Raw genomic sequence first — 21,329 nt, forward strand, 5'->3', positions numbered from 1 at the left:
CCGTATGGCCGGTAACCTGAGGTATTCGGGTACGCGCAACCAGCCGTGCCCTGACCGTGCCGTACGTACTGAAGAGAGCACTGTGGCCGCCGACAAGATCGACACGATCGTCAGCCTGAGCAAGCGCCGTGGCTTCGTCTACCCCTGCAGCGAGATCTACGGCGGCACGCGTGCCGCCTGGGACTACGGGCCGCTGGGTGTCGAGCTCAAGGAGAACATCAAGCGCCAGTGGTGGCGCGCGATGGTCCAGGCGCGTGAGGACGTCGTCGGACTCGACTCGTCGGTGATCCTCGCCCGCGAGGTCTGGGAGGCCTCCGGCCACGTCGCCACCTTCAACGACCCGCTGACCGAGTGCCTCTCCTGCCACAAGCGCCACCGGGCCGACCACCTGGAGGAGAAGTACGAGGCCAAGCACGGCTTCCCGCCGCCGAACGGCCTCAAGGACGTCAACTGCCCCGACTGCGGCACCAAGGGCCAGTTCACCGAGCCCAAGGACTTCTCGGGCATGCTGAAGACCCACCTCGGTGTCACCGAGGAGGCGAGCGGCCTGGCGTTCCTGCGCCCGGAGACCGCCCAGGGCATCTTCACCAACTTCAGCGCCGTCCAGACCACTTCGCGCAAGAAGCCGCCGTTCGGCATCGCCCAGACCGGCAAGAGCTTCCGCAACGAGATCACCCCCGGCAACTTCATCTTCCGCACCCGCGAGTTCGAGCAGATGGAGATGGAGTTCTTCGTCAAGCCGGGCGACGACGAGCAGTGGCACGAGTACTGGCTCCAGCAGCGCTGGGACTGGTACGTCGGCCTCGGCCTGCGCACCGAGAACATGCGCTTCTTCGAGCACCCGAAGGAGAAGCTCTCCCACTACGCCAAGCGCACCGTGGACATCGAGTACCGCTTCAACTTCGGCGGCAGCGAGTTCTCCGAGCTGGAGGGCGTCGCCAACCGCACGGACTACGACCTGCGGGTGCACAGCGAGGCCTCCGGCAAGGACCTCCGGTACTTCGACCAGGAGTCCGGCGAGCGGTACTTCCCGTACGTCATCGAGCCGGCGGCGGGCCTCAACCGCGCCATGCTGGCCTTCCTGATCGACGCCTACTTCGAGGACGAGGCGCCGAACGCCAAGGGCGTCATGGAGAAGCGCGTCGGCATGCGGCTCGACCCGCGCCTGGCCCCGGTCAAGGTCGCCGTCCTGCCGCTGTCGCGCAACGCCGAGCTGTCCCCGAAGGCCCGCGGCCTGGCCGCCGACCTGCGCACCGCGTGGAACGTCGAGTTCGACGACGCCGGCGCCATCGGCAAGCGCTACCGCCGCCAGGACGAGATCGGCACGCCGTTCTGCGTCACGGTCGACTTCGACACCCTCGAGGACAACGCGGTGACCGTCCGCGACCGCGACACCATGTCGCAGGAGCGCGTGTCGCTGGACCAGGTCAAGGCGTACCTGGGCGCGCGGCTGATCGGCTGCTAGCAGGTTCCCGCGAGGAGCCCTCGTCCGCCCCGGTGGGGGCGGGCGGGGGCTCCTCGCTGTTTCGGGCACTGCTTTGGGCGGTCCCCGCTACCGGCTGCCGCTACCGCCATCCCCAGCGCGAGCGCGGGGCCGCCGGCGGGCGGGTCGGGAGGCCGGCGGTGCGCAGGGCGGCGAGGGTGGTGCGGTGGCGGGTCTCGTCGGTGAGCATCGCGGCCAGCAGCTGCCCGTACAGCTCGGCGTGGCCGGCGCCGTTCAGTGCGGAGGCCAGTCGGACCACCTCGGCGGGCGGGCGCAGCACGGCCAGTTCGCTCAGTAGGAGGGTGGCGAGCACGGGCGGCAGACCGGCCGTGAGGTCGGCGAGGTCGGCGGTGGAGCGGCCGGCGGCCTGGCGCAGCAGGGTCCGGACGTCCTCGGCCCGGCCGTGCTGCTGGAGGCAGGCGGCCAGCGAGGTCAGCTCGGGCACCGGCGCCGATCCCCACTCCCAGAGCAGGGTCGCGCTGTCGGCGGCCAGCCCGGCCCGGTCCAGCGCGGAGAGCAGCCCGGGGACGGAGGCGGCCGGGTAGCCCCAGAAGGCGTGGAACACCTCGGCCGCCTCCTCGGCCAGGCCCAGTTCGCGCAGCTCGGCGAGCACGGCGACGCAGTGGTCGGGCGCGGACCGGGCGACGCCGCGGGCGAGGTGGAGCGAGGCGCCGGCCGGGCCGTACCGGGCCAGCATGCCCACCAGCAGCGCGGCGTCGGCGGTGGTGAGGCGGGCGGCGGCCGCGTCGATCACCTCGGTGGCCTCGGCGGGGGAGCCGGACCGGTGGAGGGCGTTGATCCGCTCGGTGAGGGCACCGAGGTCGGGGCGGGCGGGCGGTGGCGGGGCCTGCTGTGGCCGGGGCTGCTGCTGGTACTGCTGCCGCGGAGGCTGCTGGTGCTGGTGCTGGTGCTGGTGCTGTTGCCCTTGCCGGTGTTCGTGCTCGTACTCTTGCTCTTGCCGGGGTGGCGGTGGCTGCTGCTGGTGTCTGATCCGGCTCTCCAACGCCTCCAGCTGGTCGCTGACTTGGAGGCAGCGGGCACCCAGGCCCTCGCGGAGGGTGCGGGCCTGGGCGAGCTGCCGCAGCAGGTCCCCGTCCGGCCGCTGACGGCCGGGGGTGGCCCGGATCGCCTCGTTCAGGCGTCGTTCACGTTGACTCGCGTAACGGCTCGCGCGGAGTAACTCGTCCAGTTCCGCTCTGAGTTCGTCGGCCTGTTGCTCGCCCCCCGGCTGCCGGCCCGCGGATTGTGCCGTCGGCCGCATGCGCATGATCGCCCCACCCCGTCCATCCAGACCCTGACTGCGTGACATCCTGACGTCAGTATGTGGCTGAGGAGTTAAGAGCGCACGACCAGTCGTGTCCGAGTGGTGTCAAGGAGCGCACAGACGGCGGTCGTTGCGAGAAGTGCGCCGGTCGCGCTCCGCAGCAGGGTCGCCTCGTAGTACGGGCCGGGAGCGAGCGTCGCGACGGCGTATCCGACCACCGCGCCCGCGAGGGCGGGCGGCAACAGACGGCCCGCGTCCCGGCGGGCGGCCGCCCCGATGACCAGCAGCCCGGCCAGTGCGGCGAGTTCGGGCGTGCCGAAGGACTCCGCGTAGCGGATCGACAGGGCTGGGACGAGGAACAGCGCGAGCGCCCGGCCGATCGTCCCGGTGAGGGCGGCGGTGTGCGGGCCGGGCGGCCGGATCGGGCCCGTGGGCCGGGCCGGGACGGCGCGGGTGGCGACCAGCACCGCCGACGCGACCACGGCGGACGGGAGATGGTCGCCGAGCCGGGCGAGGTTGTAGAGCAGTGCGGTGTCGTACAGCACCAGCATCAGCTGGCCGTACGCCCACAGGTCGAGCGCGAAGCGGAACAGGCTGCGGGTGGGGCCGGCCCCTCCCTCTCCTTCTTCCCCTTCTTCCCCGGAGTCGGGCTCGTGCCGGGCCAGCCGGGCGATCAGGGGAGGGGTGAGGCAGGCCGCGAGCACGCGCAGGACGAGGTCGTCCACGGTGTACGGGTTCCGCAGGTCCCACTCCACGGCGCAGAACGCCACCGTGTACGAGGCGGCGGCGAGCGGGACCAGCGGGGAGCGGGCCAACCGGACGTACAGCGCGCGGTCCAGCCGCCGGACGACGGCGACGAACGCCAGCAGCACCAGCGGCAGTTCGAGGAGCGCCGGGACCCGGAGCACCGACGGGGCGAGCAGCTCCGGGGCCGGGAAGCGGGCGGCGAGGGCGTCCAGGCGCGGCACGTCGAACCAGCCGGGCGGCAGGTGCCGGGCGATGAAGGAGACGTCCCCGTGGTGCACCCGGTTCACGTAGACCGCGACGAGCACCTGGTTGAGGTAGATCAGCGCGACGACGACCGCCAGCACCGGTTCCGGCCCGATCGCGCGGCCGGGCCGCCGGGGCGGGGCCTTGCGCCGCAGCACCCCCGGTGCCAGGAACAGGGCGGCGGCGGCCGAGGCCACCACCGTTCCGTCCAGAAGTGGAGCGACGACGCTCACGCGTCGCCCAGTCGCGCCCGTGCCTCCATCAGCGCGAAGCCGAGCAGGTTCAACCCGCGCCACTCGGTGGGCTGTTGGGCCCGGATGTCGTCGGCGGCGAGCCCGATGCCCCAGATCCGGTCCAGCGGGCTGGCCTCGACCAGCACCCGGTCACCCGTGCCCAGCAGGTAGTCGCGCAGCGCCTCGTCCTGCCCGAACTTCGCGACGTTGCCCGCCACCACCAGCTCGAACCGGCCGGCCGTCCACGTCTCGTCGTCGAAGCCCTTGACCAGTCGGCCCAGCTTCTTCGCCTCGGCGGGCGTCCGGGCCGCCAGCACCTGCCGCACGATCTCCTCGTCACCGAACATCCGGGCCTTGCCGGCCATCATCCAGTGCTCGGCGGAGGCGTACGCCACCCCGTCGACGGTGAACTCGCCGGGCCACCACTGGCTCAGGCACTCCTGCCGCGTCCCGCCGCCCTTGCGCTCGGTGTGCCCCCAGAACATCACCCACTTCGGGCGCGCCCCGTCGGCCATCGCCGCGGCCAACTCCTCGCGGCTGCGGACGGCGGCCAGGTCCCCCACGTGCATCTCGCTCATATCGTCAGTCTGACACAAAGGGTCCAGGGTCGCGAACCGTTTCATCACGGGGTACGGGATGCGGGGCCGAGGTCTCCCTCGACGGCGGTGTGGGGGACCGGCGGCCGGTCCCAGCGGGCGAGGAGGTCGTTGGCCACGGTCACGACCGCCAGCGGGTGCTCGTCGCCCCGCACCTCGACGCGGGCGGCGGACAGTCCGCTCGGGACCGCCCCGGCGTCGAGGAGGACGCGCCACTCGTCGGGCCCGAGGCCCAGGTACTCCAGCCCGGGCAGGCCGGTCACCTCCAACGGGTCGGCGAGGGTGCCGGGGTGGGCGGTGAGGGTGCGGACCCGCGGCAGCCCGGCGACGGGGGCGAGGCCCAGGGGCGCGCCGCTCCGGCGGAAGATCCTGACGACCTCCAGGTCGGGGTGTGCGGCGGACGCGAGGTCGTCCAGCTCGTGGTGGTCGCCGACCCAGGCCGTGACCGGCAGTCGCTGCTCGTCGTGGTGGGCCGGGACCTCGTTCGAGAAGCGGCTCAGGACCAGCTCCGTCAGGGACCCGCCGTACAGGTCGGCGCCGATGCTCTGCTCGTGGTCGATCAGGATGACCTGTCCGAGGTGGCCGCGCGGGCCGGGCGTCAGGTCGACGGCGAAGGTGTCACCGCCGTTGCCGCCGAAGGCGATCCAGCCGGGCGAGCCGACCAGGCCCTGGACGGCGGCGTCGGGCCGGGTGACGACGGCCTCGGTCGCCGCGTACCGCCACGGGCACGGCCGGGTGGTCGCGTCGGCGACGAACAGCCCGTCCAGAGGGGTGAGTTCGCAGCCGACGGCGGACCCGGCGGCCTGGATCTCCGCGAAGTCGGCCTCCCAGTCCCCCGATCCGCCCGGCCCCGCCGGGCCCACCCTGGTCACCCGGTAGAGCGCCTTGAGCTCCGCGGGCAGCGCGACGCCGAGCCGCTCCTCGGCGGCGGCGATCTCCTCCTCGGTCGCGCCGACGGCGTCGGGCAGCCGCTCGCGGAGCGTCCGCTCCAGCAGGGCCGGGTCCGCGGACGGCGCCGGTGCCGCCCCGGGGGCCGGTGCCGGCAGGCGGCGCCACGGTTCGGCGACGGCGCCCTCGACCAGGAGGAGCGTGCCCGGGCTCGGGAGCTCGGACCCGGACTCCACGGCGGGGCTGGTGCCGAACACGTGCAGGACCGTCCGCCCGTCCGGCGAGACGTCCGCCGCGAACATCGCCTCGCGGAGGCCCGCCGCCGCGAGCGCGCGCTGCACCGGCGCCACGGCCCGGGCGACCGGCTGCCGGCCGTGGGGCTCCATCGACCGGTGGTCCAGGGGCAGGCTCCACCCCGTCGAACCGACGGTTCCCGCCACGTGGCCGGTGCCGGCCGCGAGGCGCTCGGCGTGCTCGGCCCGGAGGAGCGTCAGCAGCGGCTCCCAGGTGGCGAAGTCGTGGAGCGCGGGCACGGTGTCCTCCGAGGCGGTGCGGCGGTCGTGGGCGACAGTCCGGAGGACCCTACCGGCCGTCACCGACAGGCGTGCCGACCTCCGCCACGGGTCTCAGTGCGACACCGCCCACTGCACCCCGCGGTGCCGCGGCGTCTCGATCTCGTCCAGCAGCGCCACCGCCAGGTCCGCGTGCGAGATCCGGCCCTGCCCCACCACCGCGCCGATCGCGCCGCGGTAGCTCCCGGTGGCCTCGGCCTCCGCGCTCAGGTCCATCGGGGGGACCACCATCAGCCAGTCCAGGTCCGTCGCGGCGGACCGCAGCAACTCGAACTCCGCGACGTGGCCCTGGGAGAACAGCCGGTACTCCGCCGGGAACTGCGGGTCGTCCATCACCCGCACGCCCGGCGAGACCTCCAGCGTGGTCGCGATGCCCAGCACCAGGAGCCGTGCCACCCCCGCCCGTCCGAGCCCCTCGACCAGTGCCCGGGCGGCCGCGGTGAAGTGCTCCTCGGCGGGCAGGTCCAGCCGCGCCGAGGCGTTCACGGCCGCGTCGTGCCCGGCCGCGACCGCCGCCACCGACTCGGCGTCCGTCACATCGCCGGGCACCACCGTCACCGCGTCCGACGTGCCGAGCTCCTGGCGCTTCCCGGGGTTCCGCACCACCGCCGTCACGGTGTGCCCCCGCCGCACCGCTTCGGCCACGGCCGCCCGGCCCACGCGTCCGCCCGCGCCGAAGATCACGATCCTGCTCATGGTTCCTCCCTAGACGGCCCGTTCGGGCCTGCTGCACGAGGACGGTAGGCGGGAGGTGCCCGGTTACTTCAACGGAACCGGCTCTATCGTGGAGCCATGACCGCCCGCCTGGACGCCGACCTGTTCGACCCGCACTGCAGCCACCGGATGCCCATCCGGGTCGGCGACAAGTGGGCCGGCATGGTCCTCCGCTGCCTGGAGGACGGCCCCCGCCGGTTCACCGAGCTGAAGGCGCCGCTCAGGGGCGTCGCCCCGAAGGTGCTGACCGAGACGCTGCGCGCGATGGAACGCGACGGCTGGCTCACCCGGACCGCGTACGACGAGAACCCGCCGCGGGTCGAGTACGCCCTCACCGGACTCGGGCGATCGCTGCTCGGCCCGATGGACGTGGCCTGCGCGTGGGCCCGCGAGCACCTCGACGAACTCCCGCGCACGGGCGATTGATCGCGTGCGGCCCGGCCGCACTGGCGGAGGCCGCGGCGAGGGCCATGCCGCCGTCGGTCGGCTGCCGTTCACTCCGTCCCTTCACCGGGCTCAGGTTCCTCCAGGTGCAGTCGGCTGAGCGCGGTGGGGGGCGGATCAGCCGTTCGAGTGGTTTGAATCGTGCGTCGCATCGGCGTGGAGCATCGGGGCGCCAGACTGGGCAGCCGCTTCTGTGCTCAACTCCCCATGCTCCCATGGAGGTTCCGATGTCCAGTTGGAGCTATTCGAACGCCGGCCTGTCGTCGGACCCACTGCAGATCAACAGCATCACGGTCATCCCGGACCCGCCCGCCGCAGGGCGGGCCAACGTCTTCACCATCGGCGCGACGGTGCTGGAGCCAATCGAGGACGGCGCCTATGCCGACGTCACCGTCAAGCTGGGGCTGATCAGGGTGCTGACCAAGCGGATCGACCTCCTCGCCGAACTGCGGGGCGAGGGCGAGCTCAAGCTGTCCTGTGACACCTACGACGGGAAGGGGGCGATCCCGAAGGGCGACGCGACGCTGACCCTCACCCTGGACCTGCCGCGAGAGGTCCCGCGAGCGAAGTTCAGCGTGGCCGTTCGCGGTTACACGGCGGCCGAGGACGACCTGTCGGCGCTCGACGTGAAGGTCGACTTCCTCACCTCCGGCTGAGATCTCGTTCCCGGTGATCAGTGCGGTCGGCAGTAGGCCTCGACGGGAGCCCGGGCCTCCTCGGGCAGAGCCGGGCCGTCCGCCGCCACCGCCGGTCAGGCGGCCGGACGCTGCCGCTGCGCGGGCCCGGCCGGCCCCGACGCCGCGGTTCGAAGGCGCTCCCTCGATCGGGGGAGGCCGTGCGGGCGCCGCGCGACCAGACTGGCGGTCGTGACCGGGGGGTTCTCGCTACTCCCCACGATTCCCGTGGAGTTGACTCGTGCGTCGTTCGCGCATCCGCCACATGGCACTCGCCCTCTCGCTCTCGACCGCCGCGGTCGTCGGGATGCAGGCACCGCCCGCCGCCTCGGCCGCGGCCCCACCGGACGTCGTCCAGCAGGGGCTGAACGCGCTGGTGCGGACGGACGGGGTGCCCGCCGCGCTCGCGACCGTCCGGGACGGGCGGGGCCGGACCCGCGGCTACACCGCGGGCGTGGGGGACCTGGCCACCGGCGCCAAGGTCCCCGCCGACGGCCAGGTGCGGATCGGCAGCAACACCAAGACCTTCACCGCCGTCGTCGTGCTCCAGCTGGTGGGCGAGGGGAAGGTCGACCTCGACGCCTCCGTCGGGACCTACCTCCCCGGTGTGGCCCGCGGCGAGGGCGTCGACGGGAGCGGCGTCACCGTCCGGCAGCTCCTCCAGCACACCAGCGGCCTGGCCGACTACGAGGGACTGCTGGACGAAGCCTCCCTCCGGAACCGGTACTTCGAACCCCGGGAGCTGCTGGACCTGGCCCTCCGGCAGAAGCCCGTCTTCGCGCCCGGGGAGAGGTTCGGCTACAGCAGCACCAACTACGTGCTGGCCGGCCTGATCGTCCAGCGGGTGACCGGCCGACCGCTCGCCGAGGAGATCGACCGGCGGATCGTCCGGCGCCTCGGGCTGCGGCACACCTACTTCCCGGCCGCGGGCGACCGGACCATCCGCGAAGCCCATCCCAGGGGCTACCGCAGGGACTCCGCCGACGGGCCGCTGAGCGACTTCACGGAGATGGACCCGTCGGCGGGCTGGGCGGCCGGGCAGATGATCTCCACCAACGCCGACCTCGACCGCTTCTTCACCGAACTGCTGGTCCCGGACCGCCTGTTGCCCGCCGCCCAGCTCGCCCAGATGCGCACCACCGTCCCGATCGAGGACAGCGGGGTCGGCGCCGGCCTGGGCGTCTTCAGCCGACCGCTCTCCTGCGGCGGGGTCTACTGGGGCCACGGCGGCGACATCCCGGGCTACGAGACCCGGGGCGGTGCCACCGACGACGGGCGCGCGGTGAACATCGCGGTCACCACCGTCCCGACCGACTACGCCGTCACCCGGCGCCTCGAAGCCGTCGTGGACGCCGCCCTGTGCCGCTGAGCGCGCTGCCTGGCAGGGCAGGGCAGGGTCGGGCGGTCAGGCCAGGTCAGGAGCGGTGGCGGTTCCCCTCGTCGCCGATCACGCCGTTGCCGTGGTGAACGGACATGCTCGAGTACGTCACCCGCATGCGCGCGGCGTGGGCTGTCCGCAGCTGTTCGATCAGCATTCCCTCGGAGGTGTCGCAAGCGTGCCGCCGGGCGCGTTCCCGGAGCACCAGGAAGGCCGTGGCGCCGACGACGGTGCCGACGAGGAGGAGCAGGAACAGCAGAACGAGACCCATGACGCCAGCCTTCCCCCGGTTCGGGCGCGTCCAACCCACGCTGGGCGGGACTCGATGTCGGACGGTCCGGCGTTCGCGCGCCTGGGGAAGGTGGCGCCGGGAACGGTTCCGGACATGGCTCCGGGCGGGCTCCGGGCGTGGCTCCGTTGATGACTCCGGACATGACTTTCGACAGATCCGCTGCGAAGGCGGCCCCCGTAGGGTCGTGGGCATGCGGATGAGAGGGGCGGCGCTGCCCGTGGTGGCGTCGGTGTGTATCGGGCTCGGTGTCACGAGCCTCTGGTGGGCGCTGCCGGCGATCGGGTTCTCCTTCCTGGCCGGGTTGCGGACGGAGCGGGTACGGCCGGCGGCGGTGGTGTTCGCCGTCCTGGTCGCGGTCGGGGTGCTGGTGATCGGAGCGGTGCCCTCCTGGATCGTTCTGGGCCTGCTGTTCATCGCGCTCGCCGTGAGCACCGGGATGGGTCCGTGGCTGCTGGGCCGGTTCTGGCGGCAGTCGCAGGAGCTCGTGCGCGCCGGGTGGGAGCGGGCCGAGCGGCTGGAGCGCGAGCAGCAGCTGATCGCCGAGCAGGCCCGGCTGCGCGAACGGGCCCGGATCGCCCAGGACATGCACGACGCCCTCGGGCACGACCTCAGCCTGATCGCCCTGCGCGCCGGGGCCCTCAAGCTCGCCCCCGACCTGGCCCCGCCCCACCGGGAGGCCGTCCAGGAGATCCGGGCCGGCGCGGCCGCCGCCGTCGACCGGCTCGGCGAGGTGATCGGCATCCTGCGCGACGGGGACGAGGGCGGCGGCGCCTCCGCAGCCCACGGCCCGGCCGACTCGGACATCCCGCACCTGGTCGCCGAAGCGGCCGCCGCCGGACTGGACGTCCGCTCGGAGGTCACCGGCGAGCCGGACGGGCTCCCGCGCGCCACCGAGCACGCCGCGTACCGGGTGGTGCAGGAGGCGCTGACCAACGCCGCCAAGCATGCGCCGGGAACGGCCGTCACCGTGGAGGTGGCGTACTCGGGCGAGGGCGCCCGTCTCCGGGTGGCCAACGGCCCCGTGCCCGTACCCACCGTGCCCGGGGCCACCGTCGCCGCGTCCACCGTCCCCGTAGCGTCCTCGCCGGCACTCGTTTCGTCGGCACCCGCGTGGTCGGGGTCCGCGTCAACCCCGCGCAGCGCGACGCCCACCGGCGGTCGCGGACTGGTCGGGCTGGCCGAGCGGGTCCGGCTCGCGGGCGGCACCTTCGCCCACGGGCCCCGCCCGGACGGCGGTTTCGAGGTCGTGGCCGACCTGCCCCGCCGTGCCGCCGGGCCCGTCCCGCCGCCGCCCGCCGCCCCGCCGTCGCCGGTGCGCGAGCTGCGACAGGCCCGCCGCAGGGTGGGCCGGACGCTGGCCGCCGTGGTGCTCGTTCCGCTGGCGACGGCCGTGCTGTTGATCGTGGCGCTGCGAGTATGGACGCTCTACGTCGTCGGCCTCTCGGTGCTCGACCCGGAGGTCTACGCCTCCCTCCAGGTGGGGCAGGACCAGGCCTCGGTCGAGCGGGTGCTGCCGGGCCACCGGTTGCCGTACCACCCGCCGAGCGGGCCGTCGACGCCCGCGCCGCCGTCGGGGGAAGGGGTCTCGTGCGCGTACTACGCCATCACCGCCCAACTGTTCGTGGACCGGGCCGGCGACGCCTACCGGCTCTGCTTCCAGGGCTCCCGGCTGGTCTCGCGCGACGTGCTCGTCTCCTGACCTCCCACCGCACCGCCCTCTCCCCATCACCTCCGTTCCGACCGACCGACAGGAGCCGACGATGACCACCGCACCGATCCGGGTGCTGCTCGCCGACGACGAGCCCATGATCCGCGCCGGACTGCGCGCGGTGCTCGCCACCGACCCGGGCATCGAGATCGTCGCCGAGGCCGGGGACGGCCGGGAGGCCGTCGAACTCGTCCGGCGCCACCGGCCGGACGTCGCCGTGCTGGACATCCGGATGCCCGGCACGGACGGCATCACGGCCGCCGCCGAGATCCGCCGGAACGGCCTTGCCACCGGAGTGCTCATGCTGACCACCTTCGGGGAGGACGACTACATCCTGCGCGCGCTCAGCGGCGGCGCGAACGGCTTCCTGATCAAGTCCGGCGAGCCCGAGGAACTGCTCGCCGGGGTGCACGCGGTGGCGGGAGGAGCGGCCTACCTCTCACCCAAGGTGGCCGCCAGGGTGGTCGCCCACCTGGCCGCCACCGGGGCCGGCAGCCCCGCCGACCGGCGCGCCGGCGCCCGGGAACAGGTGGCTGCCCTGACCACCCGGGAACGGGACGTCCTGACGCTGATCGCCGCCGGGCTGTCCAACGGTCAGATCGCCCGTCGGCTGGGGGTGGTGGAAGGCACCGTGAAAGCCCATGTGAGCTCCATCCTGGCGCGGCTGGGCGTGGCCAACCGGGCTGCCGCCGCCGTCCTCGCGCACGAGGCCGGGCTGACCCTCGGCGCGACCTGCGCGGGCGGCCCACGGGACTGAGACCGCAGGGGCCGGCGGTATCGGCGGTGCCGGTGGCGCCGACAGCAGCCGCCCGAGGACGGGCACCCCGGTCAGGGACGTCACCGCGGTGGTGGCCACCGGCCGCAGGGCGAGGACCACCGCCGCCGTGACCGTGCCGCCGAGCGCGGCACCGGCGAGCACGTCGTGCGGGTAGTGCACCCCGGCCGCCACCCGCAGCGCCGCCGTGGCGCCGCCGACGGGTATGACCAGCAGCGCCCAGCGAGGGCGCAGCAGCACCAGCCCCGTCGCCAGCGCGACCGCCAGGGTGGCGTGGTTGCTGGGGAACGACCAGTCGCCCGGCGTCGGACACTCGGCGACCGCCGTGCCCGGCAGCCCGGCCAGTGCCCGGCAGGGCCGCTCCTCGTCGAGGACCACCTTCAGCACCTCGCTGGCGCCGTAGGCCAGCACCGTGCCGAGCCCGGCCAGTGCCACCCCGGCGACCACCCCGACGGCCCGCCGCGCCCGGGCCGTCCACCAGCAGAGCGCCAGCAGGAGCCCCAGCACCAGCAGCCCGACCTCGGTGGCAGGCTCCGACAGCGAGGCCACCGCGTGCGGGGCGTCGCCGACGGCCTCCGCCACCCGCCGGTAGCCGTCGGCCGACCACCCGGCCGACACCCGCACCGGCCCGGCGCCGCCGCCCCGCTCCGGCGCCAGCCATGCCACCACCCCGGCCCCCGAGCAGAGCAGGGCCGCGGCCAGGACGGGCCTGGCCCGGACGGCGGCCCGGCCGGCCCCCGGTGTCCTGCTCCGGCCGGCGGTACCGGAATCCCTGGATTTCCTGTCCGTGTACGTCATGCTCCGGACGGTAGAGGCCGAAGAGTCCTTTCCACCCGACCCGAAAGTCAGGCAGCGACCATGACGATGGTCAGGGTTGACAACACCTCACCGGAGTTCCGCGGATACCCTGCGGCCATGTCCACCCCCAACGCGCCGACCCTCCCCACCCGCTTCGACGGCGACCCCGACCGGGTCGCGCTGATCGTCCCCGGCGTCGGCTACACGCCCGCCCGGCCGCTGCTGCACTTCGCCCGGTCCGTCCTCCTCCGGCACGGCTGGACGGTCCAGGAACTGTGGTGGCAACTCCCGGACGGGTTCGAGGAGTTCGCGGTGCAGGACCGGATCGCATGGGTCGAGCGGCAGGTCGCCGGAACCGTCGACGCCGAGCACGGCGCCTGCCGGCTGCTCGTCGGCAAGTCCCTCGGCTCCTTCGCCGCCTCCGTCGCCGCCGACCGGAACCTGCCGGCGGCCTGGCTCACCCCCGTCCTGACCGCCGACCAGGTGGCCCGCGCCCTGCACCGCACCGGGGCGCCGACCCTCCTCGTCGGCGGAACCGCCGACAAGCTGTGGGACCGCCCGACCGCCGACGCGACCGGCCACCAGGTCCTCGAACTGCCCGCCGCCGACCACGGTCTCGAACTGCCCGACGACCCCCTGGGCTCGATCGACGTCCTCCGGCAGGTCACCTCCCGACTGGACCGCTTCGTCGCCGCCCTGGGCACGGGAAGGTAGCCCGCACCCGCCGGGCGCCCCGGCGCGGCCGGGGCGCCCGCTCACCTCGCGTGCTCCAGGTGCTCCGCGTACGAGTCGTACCGGTCGCGAGCCGTTCGTCGCCATCGCACATCGCCATCACCGGGGCCGGGACCAGGGCCCGGAAGCCAGGGTCCCGAGGCCCGGGGTCAGCCGATGGAGCGGGGGAGACGGGTGGTCAGGTAGAGGATGGTGAAGGAGCCGAGGAGCTGGATGCCCAGGCAGAGGGCGAGGGCGCGGTCCATGCCGAGGACGGGGGAGAGGGACAGGTAGAGGGTGCCGAGGGTGGCGACGCCGAGGGCGAGGCTGGACTGCTGGCCGGTGGCGAGGACGCCGCTGCCGACACCGGCCCGGGCGGCGGGCACCTTGGCGAGGACGACCCGGAACAGCGGGGTGCCGATCAAGCCCTGACCGATGCCGGCGAGGGCGACGCCCGGGGCCATCCGCAGCGGGGAGAAGTGCGTCCAGTCGGCCAGTACGGTCACGGCGAGGACGGCGAGGCCGGTGGCCTGGACGAGGGCGCCCGCGCTGAGCACCCGGCTGCCCCAGCGGCCGATCAGCCGCGGGCCGGCGAGCGAGGCGGAGAAGTAGCCGACCGCCATCGGGACGAGCGCCCAGCCGGCCGCGACCGGGCCGAGCCGCAGGCCCTGCTGGAGGGCCACCGCGATGACGAACATGAAGCCGCCGAAGCCCGCGAAGTAGGGGAGCGCGATGCCGAGGCCGCGCCGCATCTCCGGGATGCGCAGCAGGGACGGCGGCACCAGCGGGGTGTCCCCGCGCCGCTCGGCGCGGCGCTCCACGACGCCGAAGGCGACGGCGAGGACGGGGAACAGCGCCAGCAGCACCCAGGACCAGAGCGGCCAGCCGGCCGCCCGGCCCTCCATCAGCGGGATGAGCAGGGAGAGCAGCGTGCCGGTGAGCAGGACGGTGCCGGGCACGTCGACCCGGGCGGCCGTCGCGGCCCGGCTCTCCGGGACGTAGCGGACCGCGAGCACCACGGCGAGCAGCGCGAACGGCACGTTCAGCAGGAACACCGAGCGCCAGCCGCTGCCGAACAGGTCGGCGGCGACCAGCATCCCGCCGAGCACCTGCCCGATCACCACCGAGATCCCGCCGACCGCGCCGTAGACGCTGAGCGCACGGCCGCGCCGGGCACCCTCGGTGGCGGCGGTGATGGTGCCCAGCACCTGCGGGATCAGCAGCGCGGCCGAGGCGCCCTGGGCGGCCCGGGCGGCGACCAGGGACCACGCGTCGGGGGCGAGGCCGCAGGCCAGCGAGGTGAGGGCGAAGGCGACGGCGCCGACGACGAAGAGCCGGCGGCGGCCGTAGCTGTCGCCGAGGCGACCGCCGAGGACGAGCAGGACGGCGAAGGCGATGCCGTAGCCGGCGGCGACCAGTTCGAGGACGGCGGGCCCGGCGGCCAGGTCGTGGTCGATGGTGGGCAGGGCGACGTTGACGATGAAGAAGTCGAGCATCGGCAGGAAGGCCCCGAGCAGGACGGTGACCAGCCCGGCGGTGCCGAGGGTGGCGGCGGGTCCGGTGGCCGGGGTCGTGGCGGTGCGGCCCGATGCGGGGGCGACGGCGAGTTGTTGGGTCACGGGTCATACGATCCGCCGCGCCGTACCCTGGTACCAGAGTGTGGTTATCCAGGTATAAGAAGTACCTGGCAACAGGCTGACGGCTGCCGCATGCTGGGGAGCATGAGCCTCGCCACCCCCTCCGCGCAAGCCCGTCCGGCCACCGCAGCGCCAGGCGCCGCAACGCGAGCCGCCGCGCAAGCCCGTCCGGCCGCCGCCGCCGCACAGGACGCCGCGCAGCACCGGACCACCCCCGGCGAAGCCCGCCGCCACGAGCTGGCCGCGTTCCTGCGCAGCCGCCGCGAGCGGCTGGCGCCCGAGCAGGTGGGCCTGCCGATGACCGGCCGCCGCCGGACGCCGGGGTTGCGCCGCGAGGAGGTCGCGCAGCTCGCCGCGGTCGGGGTGACCTGGTACACGTGGCTGGAGCAGGGGCGGGACATCCAGGTGTCCACCCAGGTGCTGGACTCGGTGGCCCGCGCGCTGCTGCTGGACCCGAGCGAGCGCGCCCACCTGTTCACCCTGGCCGGCGCGGACGACCCGGCGCCGGTGAGGGAGTGCCCCTCGGTGACCCCGAGCGTGCGGCTGCTGCTGGAGCGACTGGCGCCGTACCCGGCCGTGGTGGTCAACTCCCGCTACGACGTGCTGGCGCACAACGCCCAGTACACCGCGATCGTCGGCGACCTCGGTGCCCTGGCCCCCGAGGACCGGAACCTGATGTGGATGGCGTTCACGCCCTCGCAGTTCCGCGAGGTGCTGATCGACTACCGCACCGAGCGCCTCGGCATGGTGGCCCGGTTCCGCGCGGCGATGGCCGACCACAGCTCGGAGCCGGCCTGGAAGGCGTTGCTGGCCCGGGTGCTCAAGGCCTCGCCGGACTTCGCCGAGCTCTGGCAGCGGCACGACGTGATGCGGCCGGGCAACGGCATCAAGCGCTTCCAGGTGCCGGGCGTCGGGCTGTTGCGTTGCGAGTACACCAACTTCTGGCTCAGCCCGCAGCTGGGGACCCGGATGATCACGTACACCCCGCTGGACGACGAGACCCGCGCGCTGATGGACGCGCTGCCCCGGGCTTAGTTCCGCGCGGCGTCCCGCCCGAGCCGGAGGCACAGCACGGCCAGCGGCAGTTCGATGCAGCCGGCCATCACCAGGGCGGCGAGCACCGCGTGGCCCGGACCGGCACAGGCGATGTCGGCCAGCGCGTCCCCGGTGAGCAGCAGGGCCACCGCCGCGCCCGCCCACAGCGCGGCGGGGCTGCGCCGGCGCAGCAGCGCGTCCAGCGAGAGCAGGGCGGCGAACTCGGTGAGGTCGAGCACGACCCACGGGGTCTCGTGGCAGACGGCAAGGACCGCCAGCCAGGGCAGCAGCGCGACCGCGGCCATGACCGGGACCTGGGCGAGGCGCGCGGGCAGGACGTACGAGGGGGCGGAGCGGGCGGCGAGGACGGCGGTGGTCACGCCGCACCCCGGTCCTGGTCGCGGTCCCGGTCGCGGACCCGCTCCAGCGGCAGCCGCTCGGCTGTCCCGCCCGCCGGGTGTTCGACCCGCACCTCGTCGAAGGGCCCCTCGGCCCAGGCGACCCAGAACCGCCCGGCCACCGTGGCCACCTCGGCCGTCGACCGCACCCGGCGGAACGGCCGCCGCCCGCTGAACTCCACCGCGGGCGCCGCGCCGTCGGCCGAGAGCCGGCCCCAGGCGAGCACGTGCCGGTTCCGCCCGGTGGACGGGCAGTGCCGGGCTCCGCGCAGCAGGTGCGGGGTGAGCCGGGCGGCGACCAGGACGTCGGTCAACTCCCCGTACTGGTACAGCTCCAGCGCGGCCCGGCCGCGGCCGGACCCGACCCCGCGGACCGACCAGGGCCCGTCCCCGGTCGGCAGCGCGCCCTCAGGCAGCGCTCCTTCCGGCAGCAGCCCCTCCGGCAGCGCCTCCTCCGACAGCGCCCCCGTCGGCGCCGGCGTCCTGGAAGCACTCCCCGGACCGGGCCGCCCGTGCGGCGGAGTGGCGGAGTGCGATGCAGTGCTCGTCATGCCCTCAAGCCTTCCGTCGGGACCCCCGTCCTGTCGGTGGTGCCCTGCACCGAATCAGGGGTGTACCTAGCTACACCCCCGCCCGGCACCCCCCTTCATGGCGGCCCGTGATCACCGGGCCCTACGCTGTCCGGCATGCCCTCCACCACGCTGCGCCGAGCGCTCGTCAGGAGCCTCCGGCGCCCACCGTGGTCGCCCGGGGTCTGGCGGGACGTCCGCTTCACAGCCGCCGGAATACCCATGGCGGTGCCGGTCTGGCTGGCCGTCACCGACGGGAGCCTGCTCTTTCCCGGTCTCGCCGCCGTCCTGCTCTGCACCCGCCCGCTGACCGGCGTCCAGCGCGGCCGGCTGCGGGCCCTGCGGGGGGTGGAGGTGCCGCCGCTGCGGCCGCCGACCGGGCTCCGGCGCCTGCTGCTGGGGCTGACCTGGCGTCAGGTCCTCCACCACCTGGTGGTCGGCCCGCTGCTGGCGGTGGCCGCGCTGGCGGTGCTGTACGCCTGGGCGGCCGCTCTGGTGCTGGCCACTGTGTACGGCTGGATCTGGCTGCTGCCCGCCGGCACCGCGCTGCGCTCCGGTCTGGCCGGGGAGGACGTCCTGCTCACCCTCGGCGGGGTGCTGCTGCTGGCGGTCCTACCGGTGACGGGGACGCAGCTGGCCCGGCTGGAGGCGTGGGCGGCCCGCCGGCTGCTCGGCCCGGACCGGGCGGAGGCGCTGGAACGGCGGGTCGAGGAGATCGCCGAGAGCCGGGCCGGACTGGTCGACGCGGTGGACGCCGAGCGCCGCCGGATCGAGCGCGACCTGCACGACGGCGCCCAGCAGCGGCTCACCTCGCTCGCGATGAACCTGGGCCTGGCCCGGCGCACCCTCAAGGACGTGCCGCCCGAGGTGATGCAGGTGATCGTCGACGCCCACGAGGAGGCCCAGGCGGCCATCGACGAGCTGCGCGACCTGGTCCGCGGGCTGCACCCCGCCGTCCTGGAGGACCGCGGCCTGGACGCGGCGCTGTCCGGCATCGCGGCCCGGGCCCCGCTGCCGGTGCGCCTGGACGTCCTCCTCTCCGAGCAGATCGCCCCGACCGTCGAGGCGGTCGCCTACTTCACCGTCTCCGAGGCGCTCACCAACGTGGCCAAGCACGCCAGGGCCAACCGGGTCGACCTCTCGGTGCGGACGGCCGGCGGCCGGCTGCGCCTGGTCATCAGCGACGACGGCGTGGGCGGCGCGGACCCGTCGCGCGGCACCGGGCTCACCGGCCTGCGCAAGCGCGCCGCCTCGGTCGACGGCACGCTGTCCGTTCTCAGCCCCCTCGGGGGCCCCACCACCATCACCGTGGAGTTGCCGTGCGCGCTGTGATCGCCGAGGACTCGGTCCTGCTGAGGGTCGGCCTGGTCAAGGTCCTGGAGGCGGTGGGCTTCGAGGTCGTGGCCGCCGTCGGGGACGCCACCGAACTGCTGGCGGCCGTCGAGGAGCACCGGCCGAAGGTGGTGGTCGCCGACGTCCGGATGCCGCCGGGCTTCACCGACGAGGGGGTGAAGGCGGCGATGGTGATCCGCCGGCAGTGGCCGGACACCGCCGTCCTGCTGCTCTCCCAGTACGTGGAGGAGCGCTACGCCGCGGACCTGCTGGCGACCAACACCAGCGGCGTCGGCTACCTGCTCAAGCAGCGGGTGGCCAACGTCGACGACTTCGTGGACGCGCTCCAGCGGGTCGCCGAGGGCGGCACCGCGCTGGACCCGGAGGTGGTCGCCCAGCTGCTGGTGCGCCGCCACCGGGACCCGATGGAGAAGCTGACCCCGCGCGAGCGCGACGTGCTCGCCCTGATGGCGGAGGGCCGTTCCAACGCCGCGATCGCCGGCTCATTGGTGGTCAGCGACAGCGCGGTGGCCAAGCACATCAACTCGATCTTCACCAAGCTGGACCTGCCGCCGGCCGAGGACAGCCACCGCCGGGTGATGGCGGTGCTGCGCTTCCTGGAGGTCGGGTAGCAGTGAAGGGGGCGAAGGCCTGGCGGGTCACCGGGACGGTCGTGACCGTCCTGGCCATGATCGGCGCCGGACTGCAGACCTGGTCGATGGTGGTGCAGCAGCGCACCAGCACCAGTCGGCCGTACGACGTGGCGATCCACCGGGTCCACCTGGAGACCGGCAGCGCCGCGGTCAGGGTGCGGGCCGGCCGGGAGGGCCATGTGGTGGTCCGCCAGAGCCTGGACTGGCTGGTGCGCAAGCCGGTGGTGTCCGCCGTCATCGTCGACGGGGTGCTCGACGTCTCCCTGCGCTGCCGCCTGGTCCTGCCGTTCACGGACCTCGGCTGCGGGGCCGAGATCGAGCTGGAGGTGCCGGCCGCGACCGAGGTGTCCGGTTCGGTGGGCTCCGGCTCCGTCGAGGTGGAGGGCCTGAGCGGGGCCGTGCGGATGGAGCTGACCTCCGGCCAGCTGCTGCTGTCCGGTACCTCGGGCGACGTGACCGTGCAGGCCACCTCCGGGCTGGTGCAGGGCACCGACCTCGAATCCGGCAGGGTGACGGCACAGGTGGGCTCGGGCACGGTGACGCTGGGGTTCGCCAGGACCCCGCGCGAGGTGGACGCCACGGCCACCTCCGGCTCGGTGGAACTGACCGTGCCGAAGGACAGCCGGTACGCCTTCTCCAGCGAGGTCGGCAGCGGACACGGCCGGATCGACCCGGTGCTGGCGGACTCCGCCAGCCCGAACCGGGTGCACGCCGCGGTCACCTCCGGGTCGATCTCGATCAACCCGTCGAGGTCGGTGTCGGCGGTACGACCGGCGTCGCCGGCGGCGCCCTCGACGGCTCCGTAGCGGGGCACCCCGGAGCGGGCGGAGGCCGCTCACCCGGGTGGGGGACAATGGAGAGTCCCGTCCCCACCACCCGAGGTCAGCCGCGCATGACAGCCACGCCCGCATCCACCGCGTCCGACACCGAGTTCGCGCCGCTGGACATCGGCCCGATCCAGGTGTGGCCGCCCGTCGTGCTGGCGCCGATGGCCGGCATCACCAACGCGCCGTTCCGCACCCTGTGCCGTGAGCAGAGCGGCGGCCGGGGCCTGTACGTCTCGGAGATGATCACCACCCGGGCGCTGGTCGAGCGCAACGCCAAGACCATGCAGCTGATCAGGTTCGACCCGAGCGAGAAGCCCCGCTCGATCCAGCTGTACGGGGTGGACCCGGTGACCGTCGGCAAGGCCGCCCGGATGATCTCCGAGGAGGGCCTGGCCGACCACATCGACCTCAACTTCGGCTGCCCCGTCCCCAAGGTCACCCGCAAGGGCGGCGGCTCGGCGCTGCCGTACAAGCGCAACCTGCTGCGCGAGATCCTGCGCGAGGCCGTCGCCAACGCGGGCGACCTGCCGGTGACCATGAAGATGCGCAAGGGCATCGACGACGACCACCTCACCTACCTGGACGCCGGCCGGATCGGCGCCGAGGAGGGCGTGGCCGCGATCGCCCTGCACGGGCGCACCGCCGCCCAGCACTACGGCGGGACGGCCGACTGGTCGGCGATCGCCCGGCTGCGCGAGTCCGTCCCGGCGCACATCCCGGTGCTGGGCAACGGGGACATCTGGTCGGCCGACGACGCGGTGCGGATGATGCGCGAGACCGGCTGCGACGGTGTGGTGGTGGGCCGCGGCTGCCTGGGCCGGCCGTGGCTGTTCAGGGACCTGGTCGCGATCTTCGAGGGCGACGTGGACTACGCCCGCCCCGACTTCGGCTACGTGGCCGAGGCGATGGTGCGGCACGCGCAGCTGCTCGGCGAGTGGCTGGGCGACGAGGCCCGCGGCGTGATCGACTTCCGCAAGCACGTCGCCTGGTACACCAAGGGCTTCTCGGTCGGCTCCGAGCTGCGGGTGCGGCTCGCCAACTCCTCCTCCCTGGCCGAACTGGCCGAAACCCTCTCCCAGGTGGAGCAGTCCCAGGGCTGGCCGGCCGGTGCGGACGGCCCGCGCGGGCGCACCAGTGGCAACAACCGGGTGGTCCTGCCGGAGGGGTGGTTGGACGATCCGTACGACTGCGCCCGTCCGGGCGCCGACGCCGAATCGGACACCTCTGGCGGATGATCTGTACGAACCGGCGAAAACACCCCCTCGGGGTCGACTGCCACTAGGTCCCAGCCCTCTTGTCCATCCTGGACAAGAGGGCTCCTTTTCGTCGGTCGGATGTCACGGAGAGAGCACGTTTCT

22 protein-coding genes and 1 pseudogene are annotated in these 21,329 nt (G+C 74.0%); 13 read left to right on the plus strand and 10 right to left on the minus strand.

Annotated features, from left to right (window positions below):
- The first annotated feature begins 82 nt into the window (after positions 1 to 82).
- Entirely contained in the window at positions 83 to 1,465 is a 1,383-nt protein-coding gene (locus ACZ7RU_RS00775; RefSeq protein ID WP_470338799.1) for a glycine--tRNA ligase, read from the plus strand.
- A 100-nt stretch (positions 1,466 to 1,565) separates the two neighbouring features.
- Here the strand turns inward: ACZ7RU_RS00775 and ACZ7RU_RS00780 are convergent, their stop codons facing one another.
- The 5 genes from ACZ7RU_RS00780 to ACZ7RU_RS00800 all read right to left on the minus strand — a co-directional run bounded on the left by ACZ7RU_RS00780 (position 1,566) and on the right by ACZ7RU_RS00800 (position 6,722).
- Entirely contained in the window at positions 1,566 to 2,750 is a 1,185-nt protein-coding gene (locus ACZ7RU_RS00780) for a hypothetical protein (protein ID WP_470338800.1), read from the minus strand.
- 68 nt (positions 2,751 to 2,818) lie between these two features.
- Positions 2,819 to 3,970, minus strand: coding sequence for a hypothetical protein (locus tag ACZ7RU_RS00785; RefSeq protein WP_470338801.1), 1,152 nt, complete (start codon positions 3,968 to 3,970; stop codon positions 2,819 to 2,821).
- Positions 3,967 to 4,548, minus strand: coding sequence for an NADAR family protein (locus ACZ7RU_RS00790; RefSeq protein WP_470338802.1), 582 nt, complete (start codon positions 4,546 to 4,548; stop codon positions 3,967 to 3,969). Before ACZ7RU_RS00790 ends, ACZ7RU_RS00785 begins: the two co-directional genes overlap by 4 nt.
- Positions 4,549 to 4,592: 44 nt before the next feature.
- Positions 4,593 to 5,987 carry an SMI1/KNR4 family protein gene (locus ACZ7RU_RS00795; RefSeq protein WP_470338803.1) on the minus strand — a complete coding sequence of 465 codons (1,395 nt, stop codon included), beginning with the start codon at positions 5,985 to 5,987 and terminating at the stop codon, positions 4,593 to 4,595.
- A gap of 93 nt (positions 5,988 to 6,080) precedes the next feature.
- Entirely contained in the window at positions 6,081 to 6,722 is a 642-nt protein-coding gene (locus tag ACZ7RU_RS00800; protein ID WP_470338804.1) for an NAD(P)-dependent oxidoreductase, read from the minus strand.
- Positions 6,723 to 6,818: 96 nt separating this feature from the next.
- Between ACZ7RU_RS00800 and ACZ7RU_RS00805 the strand changes: the two genes are divergently transcribed.
- From ACZ7RU_RS00805 to ACZ7RU_RS00815, 3 genes are all read left to right on the plus strand, one after another.
- Positions 6,819 to 7,166 (plus strand): winged helix-turn-helix transcriptional regulator, encoded by a 348-nt coding sequence (locus ACZ7RU_RS00805; protein ID WP_470338805.1) that lies wholly within the window; start codon positions 6,819 to 6,821, stop codon positions 7,164 to 7,166.
- A 245-nt stretch (positions 7,167 to 7,411) separates the two neighbouring features.
- Positions 7,412 to 7,840: an ML domain-containing protein gene (locus ACZ7RU_RS00810; RefSeq protein ID WP_470338806.1), complete on the plus strand. Its 429-nt coding sequence runs from the start codon at positions 7,412 to 7,414 to the stop codon at positions 7,838 to 7,840.
- Positions 7,841 to 8,123: 283 nt separating this feature from the next.
- Entirely contained in the window at positions 8,124 to 9,227 is a 1,104-nt protein-coding gene (locus ACZ7RU_RS00815) for a serine hydrolase domain-containing protein (RefSeq protein ID WP_470339296.1), read from the plus strand.
- A gap of 46 nt (positions 9,228 to 9,273) precedes the next feature.
- Here ACZ7RU_RS00815 and ACZ7RU_RS00820 read toward each other — a convergent pair whose 3' ends face one another.
- Entirely contained in the window at positions 9,274 to 9,507 is a 234-nt protein-coding gene (locus ACZ7RU_RS00820; protein ID WP_470338807.1) for a hypothetical protein, read from the minus strand.
- A 211-nt stretch (positions 9,508 to 9,718) separates the two neighbouring features.
- Between ACZ7RU_RS00820 and ACZ7RU_RS00825 the strand changes: the two genes are divergently transcribed.
- Positions 9,719 to 11,227 carry a sensor histidine kinase gene (locus ACZ7RU_RS00825; RefSeq protein ID WP_470338808.1) on the plus strand — a complete coding sequence of 503 codons (1,509 nt, stop codon included), beginning with the start codon at positions 9,719 to 9,721 and terminating at the stop codon, positions 11,225 to 11,227.
- Positions 11,228 to 11,288: 61 nt separating this feature from the next.
- Entirely contained in the window at positions 11,289 to 11,993 is a 705-nt protein-coding gene (locus tag ACZ7RU_RS00830) for a response regulator (protein WP_470338809.1), read from the plus strand.
- A gap of 171 nt (positions 11,994 to 12,164) precedes the next feature.
- Here the strand turns inward: ACZ7RU_RS00830 and ACZ7RU_RS00835 are convergent.
- A pseudogene (locus ACZ7RU_RS00835) lies at positions 12,165 to 12,458 on the minus strand (phosphatase PAP2 family protein); the annotation flags it as partial.
- On the opposite strand from ACZ7RU_RS00835, the gene ACZ7RU_RS00840 reads away from it, so the two are divergent.
- Positions 12,424 to 12,603 (plus strand): hypothetical protein, encoded by a 180-nt coding sequence (locus ACZ7RU_RS00840; protein WP_470339317.1) that lies wholly within the window; start codon positions 12,424 to 12,426, stop codon positions 12,601 to 12,603. The pseudogene ACZ7RU_RS00835 and the gene ACZ7RU_RS00840 sit on opposite strands and share 35 nt — an antisense overlap.
- A gap of 323 nt (positions 12,604 to 12,926) precedes the next feature.
- The gene (locus ACZ7RU_RS00845; RefSeq protein WP_470338810.1) at positions 12,927 to 13,523 is read left to right on the plus strand and encodes an alpha/beta fold hydrolase; all 597 of its coding nucleotides are present in this window, start codon (positions 12,927 to 12,929) and stop codon (positions 13,521 to 13,523) included.
- Positions 13,524 to 13,690: 167 nt separating this feature from the next.
- Here the strand turns inward: ACZ7RU_RS00845 and ACZ7RU_RS00850 are convergent, their stop codons facing one another.
- The gene (locus ACZ7RU_RS00850) at positions 13,691 to 15,139 is read right to left on the minus strand and encodes an MFS transporter (protein ID WP_470338811.1); all 1,449 of its coding nucleotides are present in this window, start codon (positions 15,137 to 15,139) and stop codon (positions 13,691 to 13,693) included.
- Positions 15,140 to 15,241: 102 nt separating this feature from the next.
- Here ACZ7RU_RS00850 and ACZ7RU_RS00855 point away from each other — a divergent pair, with 102 nt between their 5' ends.
- Positions 15,242 to 16,192 carry a helix-turn-helix transcriptional regulator gene (locus tag ACZ7RU_RS00855; protein WP_470338812.1) on the plus strand — a complete coding sequence of 317 codons (951 nt, stop codon included), beginning with the start codon at positions 15,242 to 15,244 and terminating at the stop codon, positions 16,190 to 16,192.
- Here the strand turns inward: ACZ7RU_RS00855 and ACZ7RU_RS00860 are convergent.
- Together ACZ7RU_RS00860 and ACZ7RU_RS00865 are read right to left on the minus strand one after the other, a co-directional pair.
- Positions 16,189 to 16,572: a hypothetical protein gene (locus ACZ7RU_RS00860; RefSeq protein ID WP_470338813.1), complete on the minus strand. Its 384-nt coding sequence runs from the start codon at positions 16,570 to 16,572 to the stop codon at positions 16,189 to 16,191. The two genes, ACZ7RU_RS00855 and ACZ7RU_RS00860, sit on opposite strands and share 4 nt — an antisense overlap.
- Positions 16,569 to 17,141: a hypothetical protein gene (locus ACZ7RU_RS00865; RefSeq protein ID WP_470338814.1), complete on the minus strand. Its 573-nt coding sequence runs from the start codon at positions 17,139 to 17,141 to the stop codon at positions 16,569 to 16,571. The genes ACZ7RU_RS00860 and ACZ7RU_RS00865 overlap by 4 nt, the downstream gene beginning before the upstream one ends.
- Before the next feature lie 135 nt (positions 17,142 to 17,276).
- On the opposite strand from ACZ7RU_RS00865, the gene ACZ7RU_RS00870 reads away from it, so the two are divergent.
- From ACZ7RU_RS00870 to dusB, 4 genes are all read left to right on the plus strand, one after another.
- The gene (locus ACZ7RU_RS00870) at positions 17,277 to 18,491 is read left to right on the plus strand and encodes a sensor histidine kinase (RefSeq protein WP_470338815.1); all 1,215 of its coding nucleotides are present in this window, start codon (positions 17,277 to 17,279) and stop codon (positions 18,489 to 18,491) included.
- Entirely contained in the window at positions 18,479 to 19,123 is a 645-nt protein-coding gene (locus tag ACZ7RU_RS00875; protein ID WP_470338816.1) for a response regulator, read from the plus strand. The genes ACZ7RU_RS00870 and ACZ7RU_RS00875 overlap by 13 nt, the downstream gene beginning before the upstream one ends.
- 2 nt (positions 19,124 to 19,125) lie before the next feature.
- Complete coding sequence (locus ACZ7RU_RS00880; RefSeq protein WP_470338817.1) at positions 19,126 to 19,950, plus strand: DUF4097 family beta strand repeat-containing protein; 825 nt, start codon at positions 19,126 to 19,128, stop codon at positions 19,948 to 19,950.
- A gap of 86 nt (positions 19,951 to 20,036) precedes the next feature.
- A complete protein-coding gene (gene dusB / locus ACZ7RU_RS00885) occupies positions 20,037 to 21,206 on the plus strand; it encodes a tRNA dihydrouridine synthase DusB (RefSeq protein WP_470338818.1) in 1,170 nt (389 codons plus the stop codon).
- The last annotated feature ends 123 nt before the right edge of the window (positions 21,207 to 21,329 follow it).

Source organism: Kitasatospora sp. NPDC114501 (genome assembly GCF_055633695.1).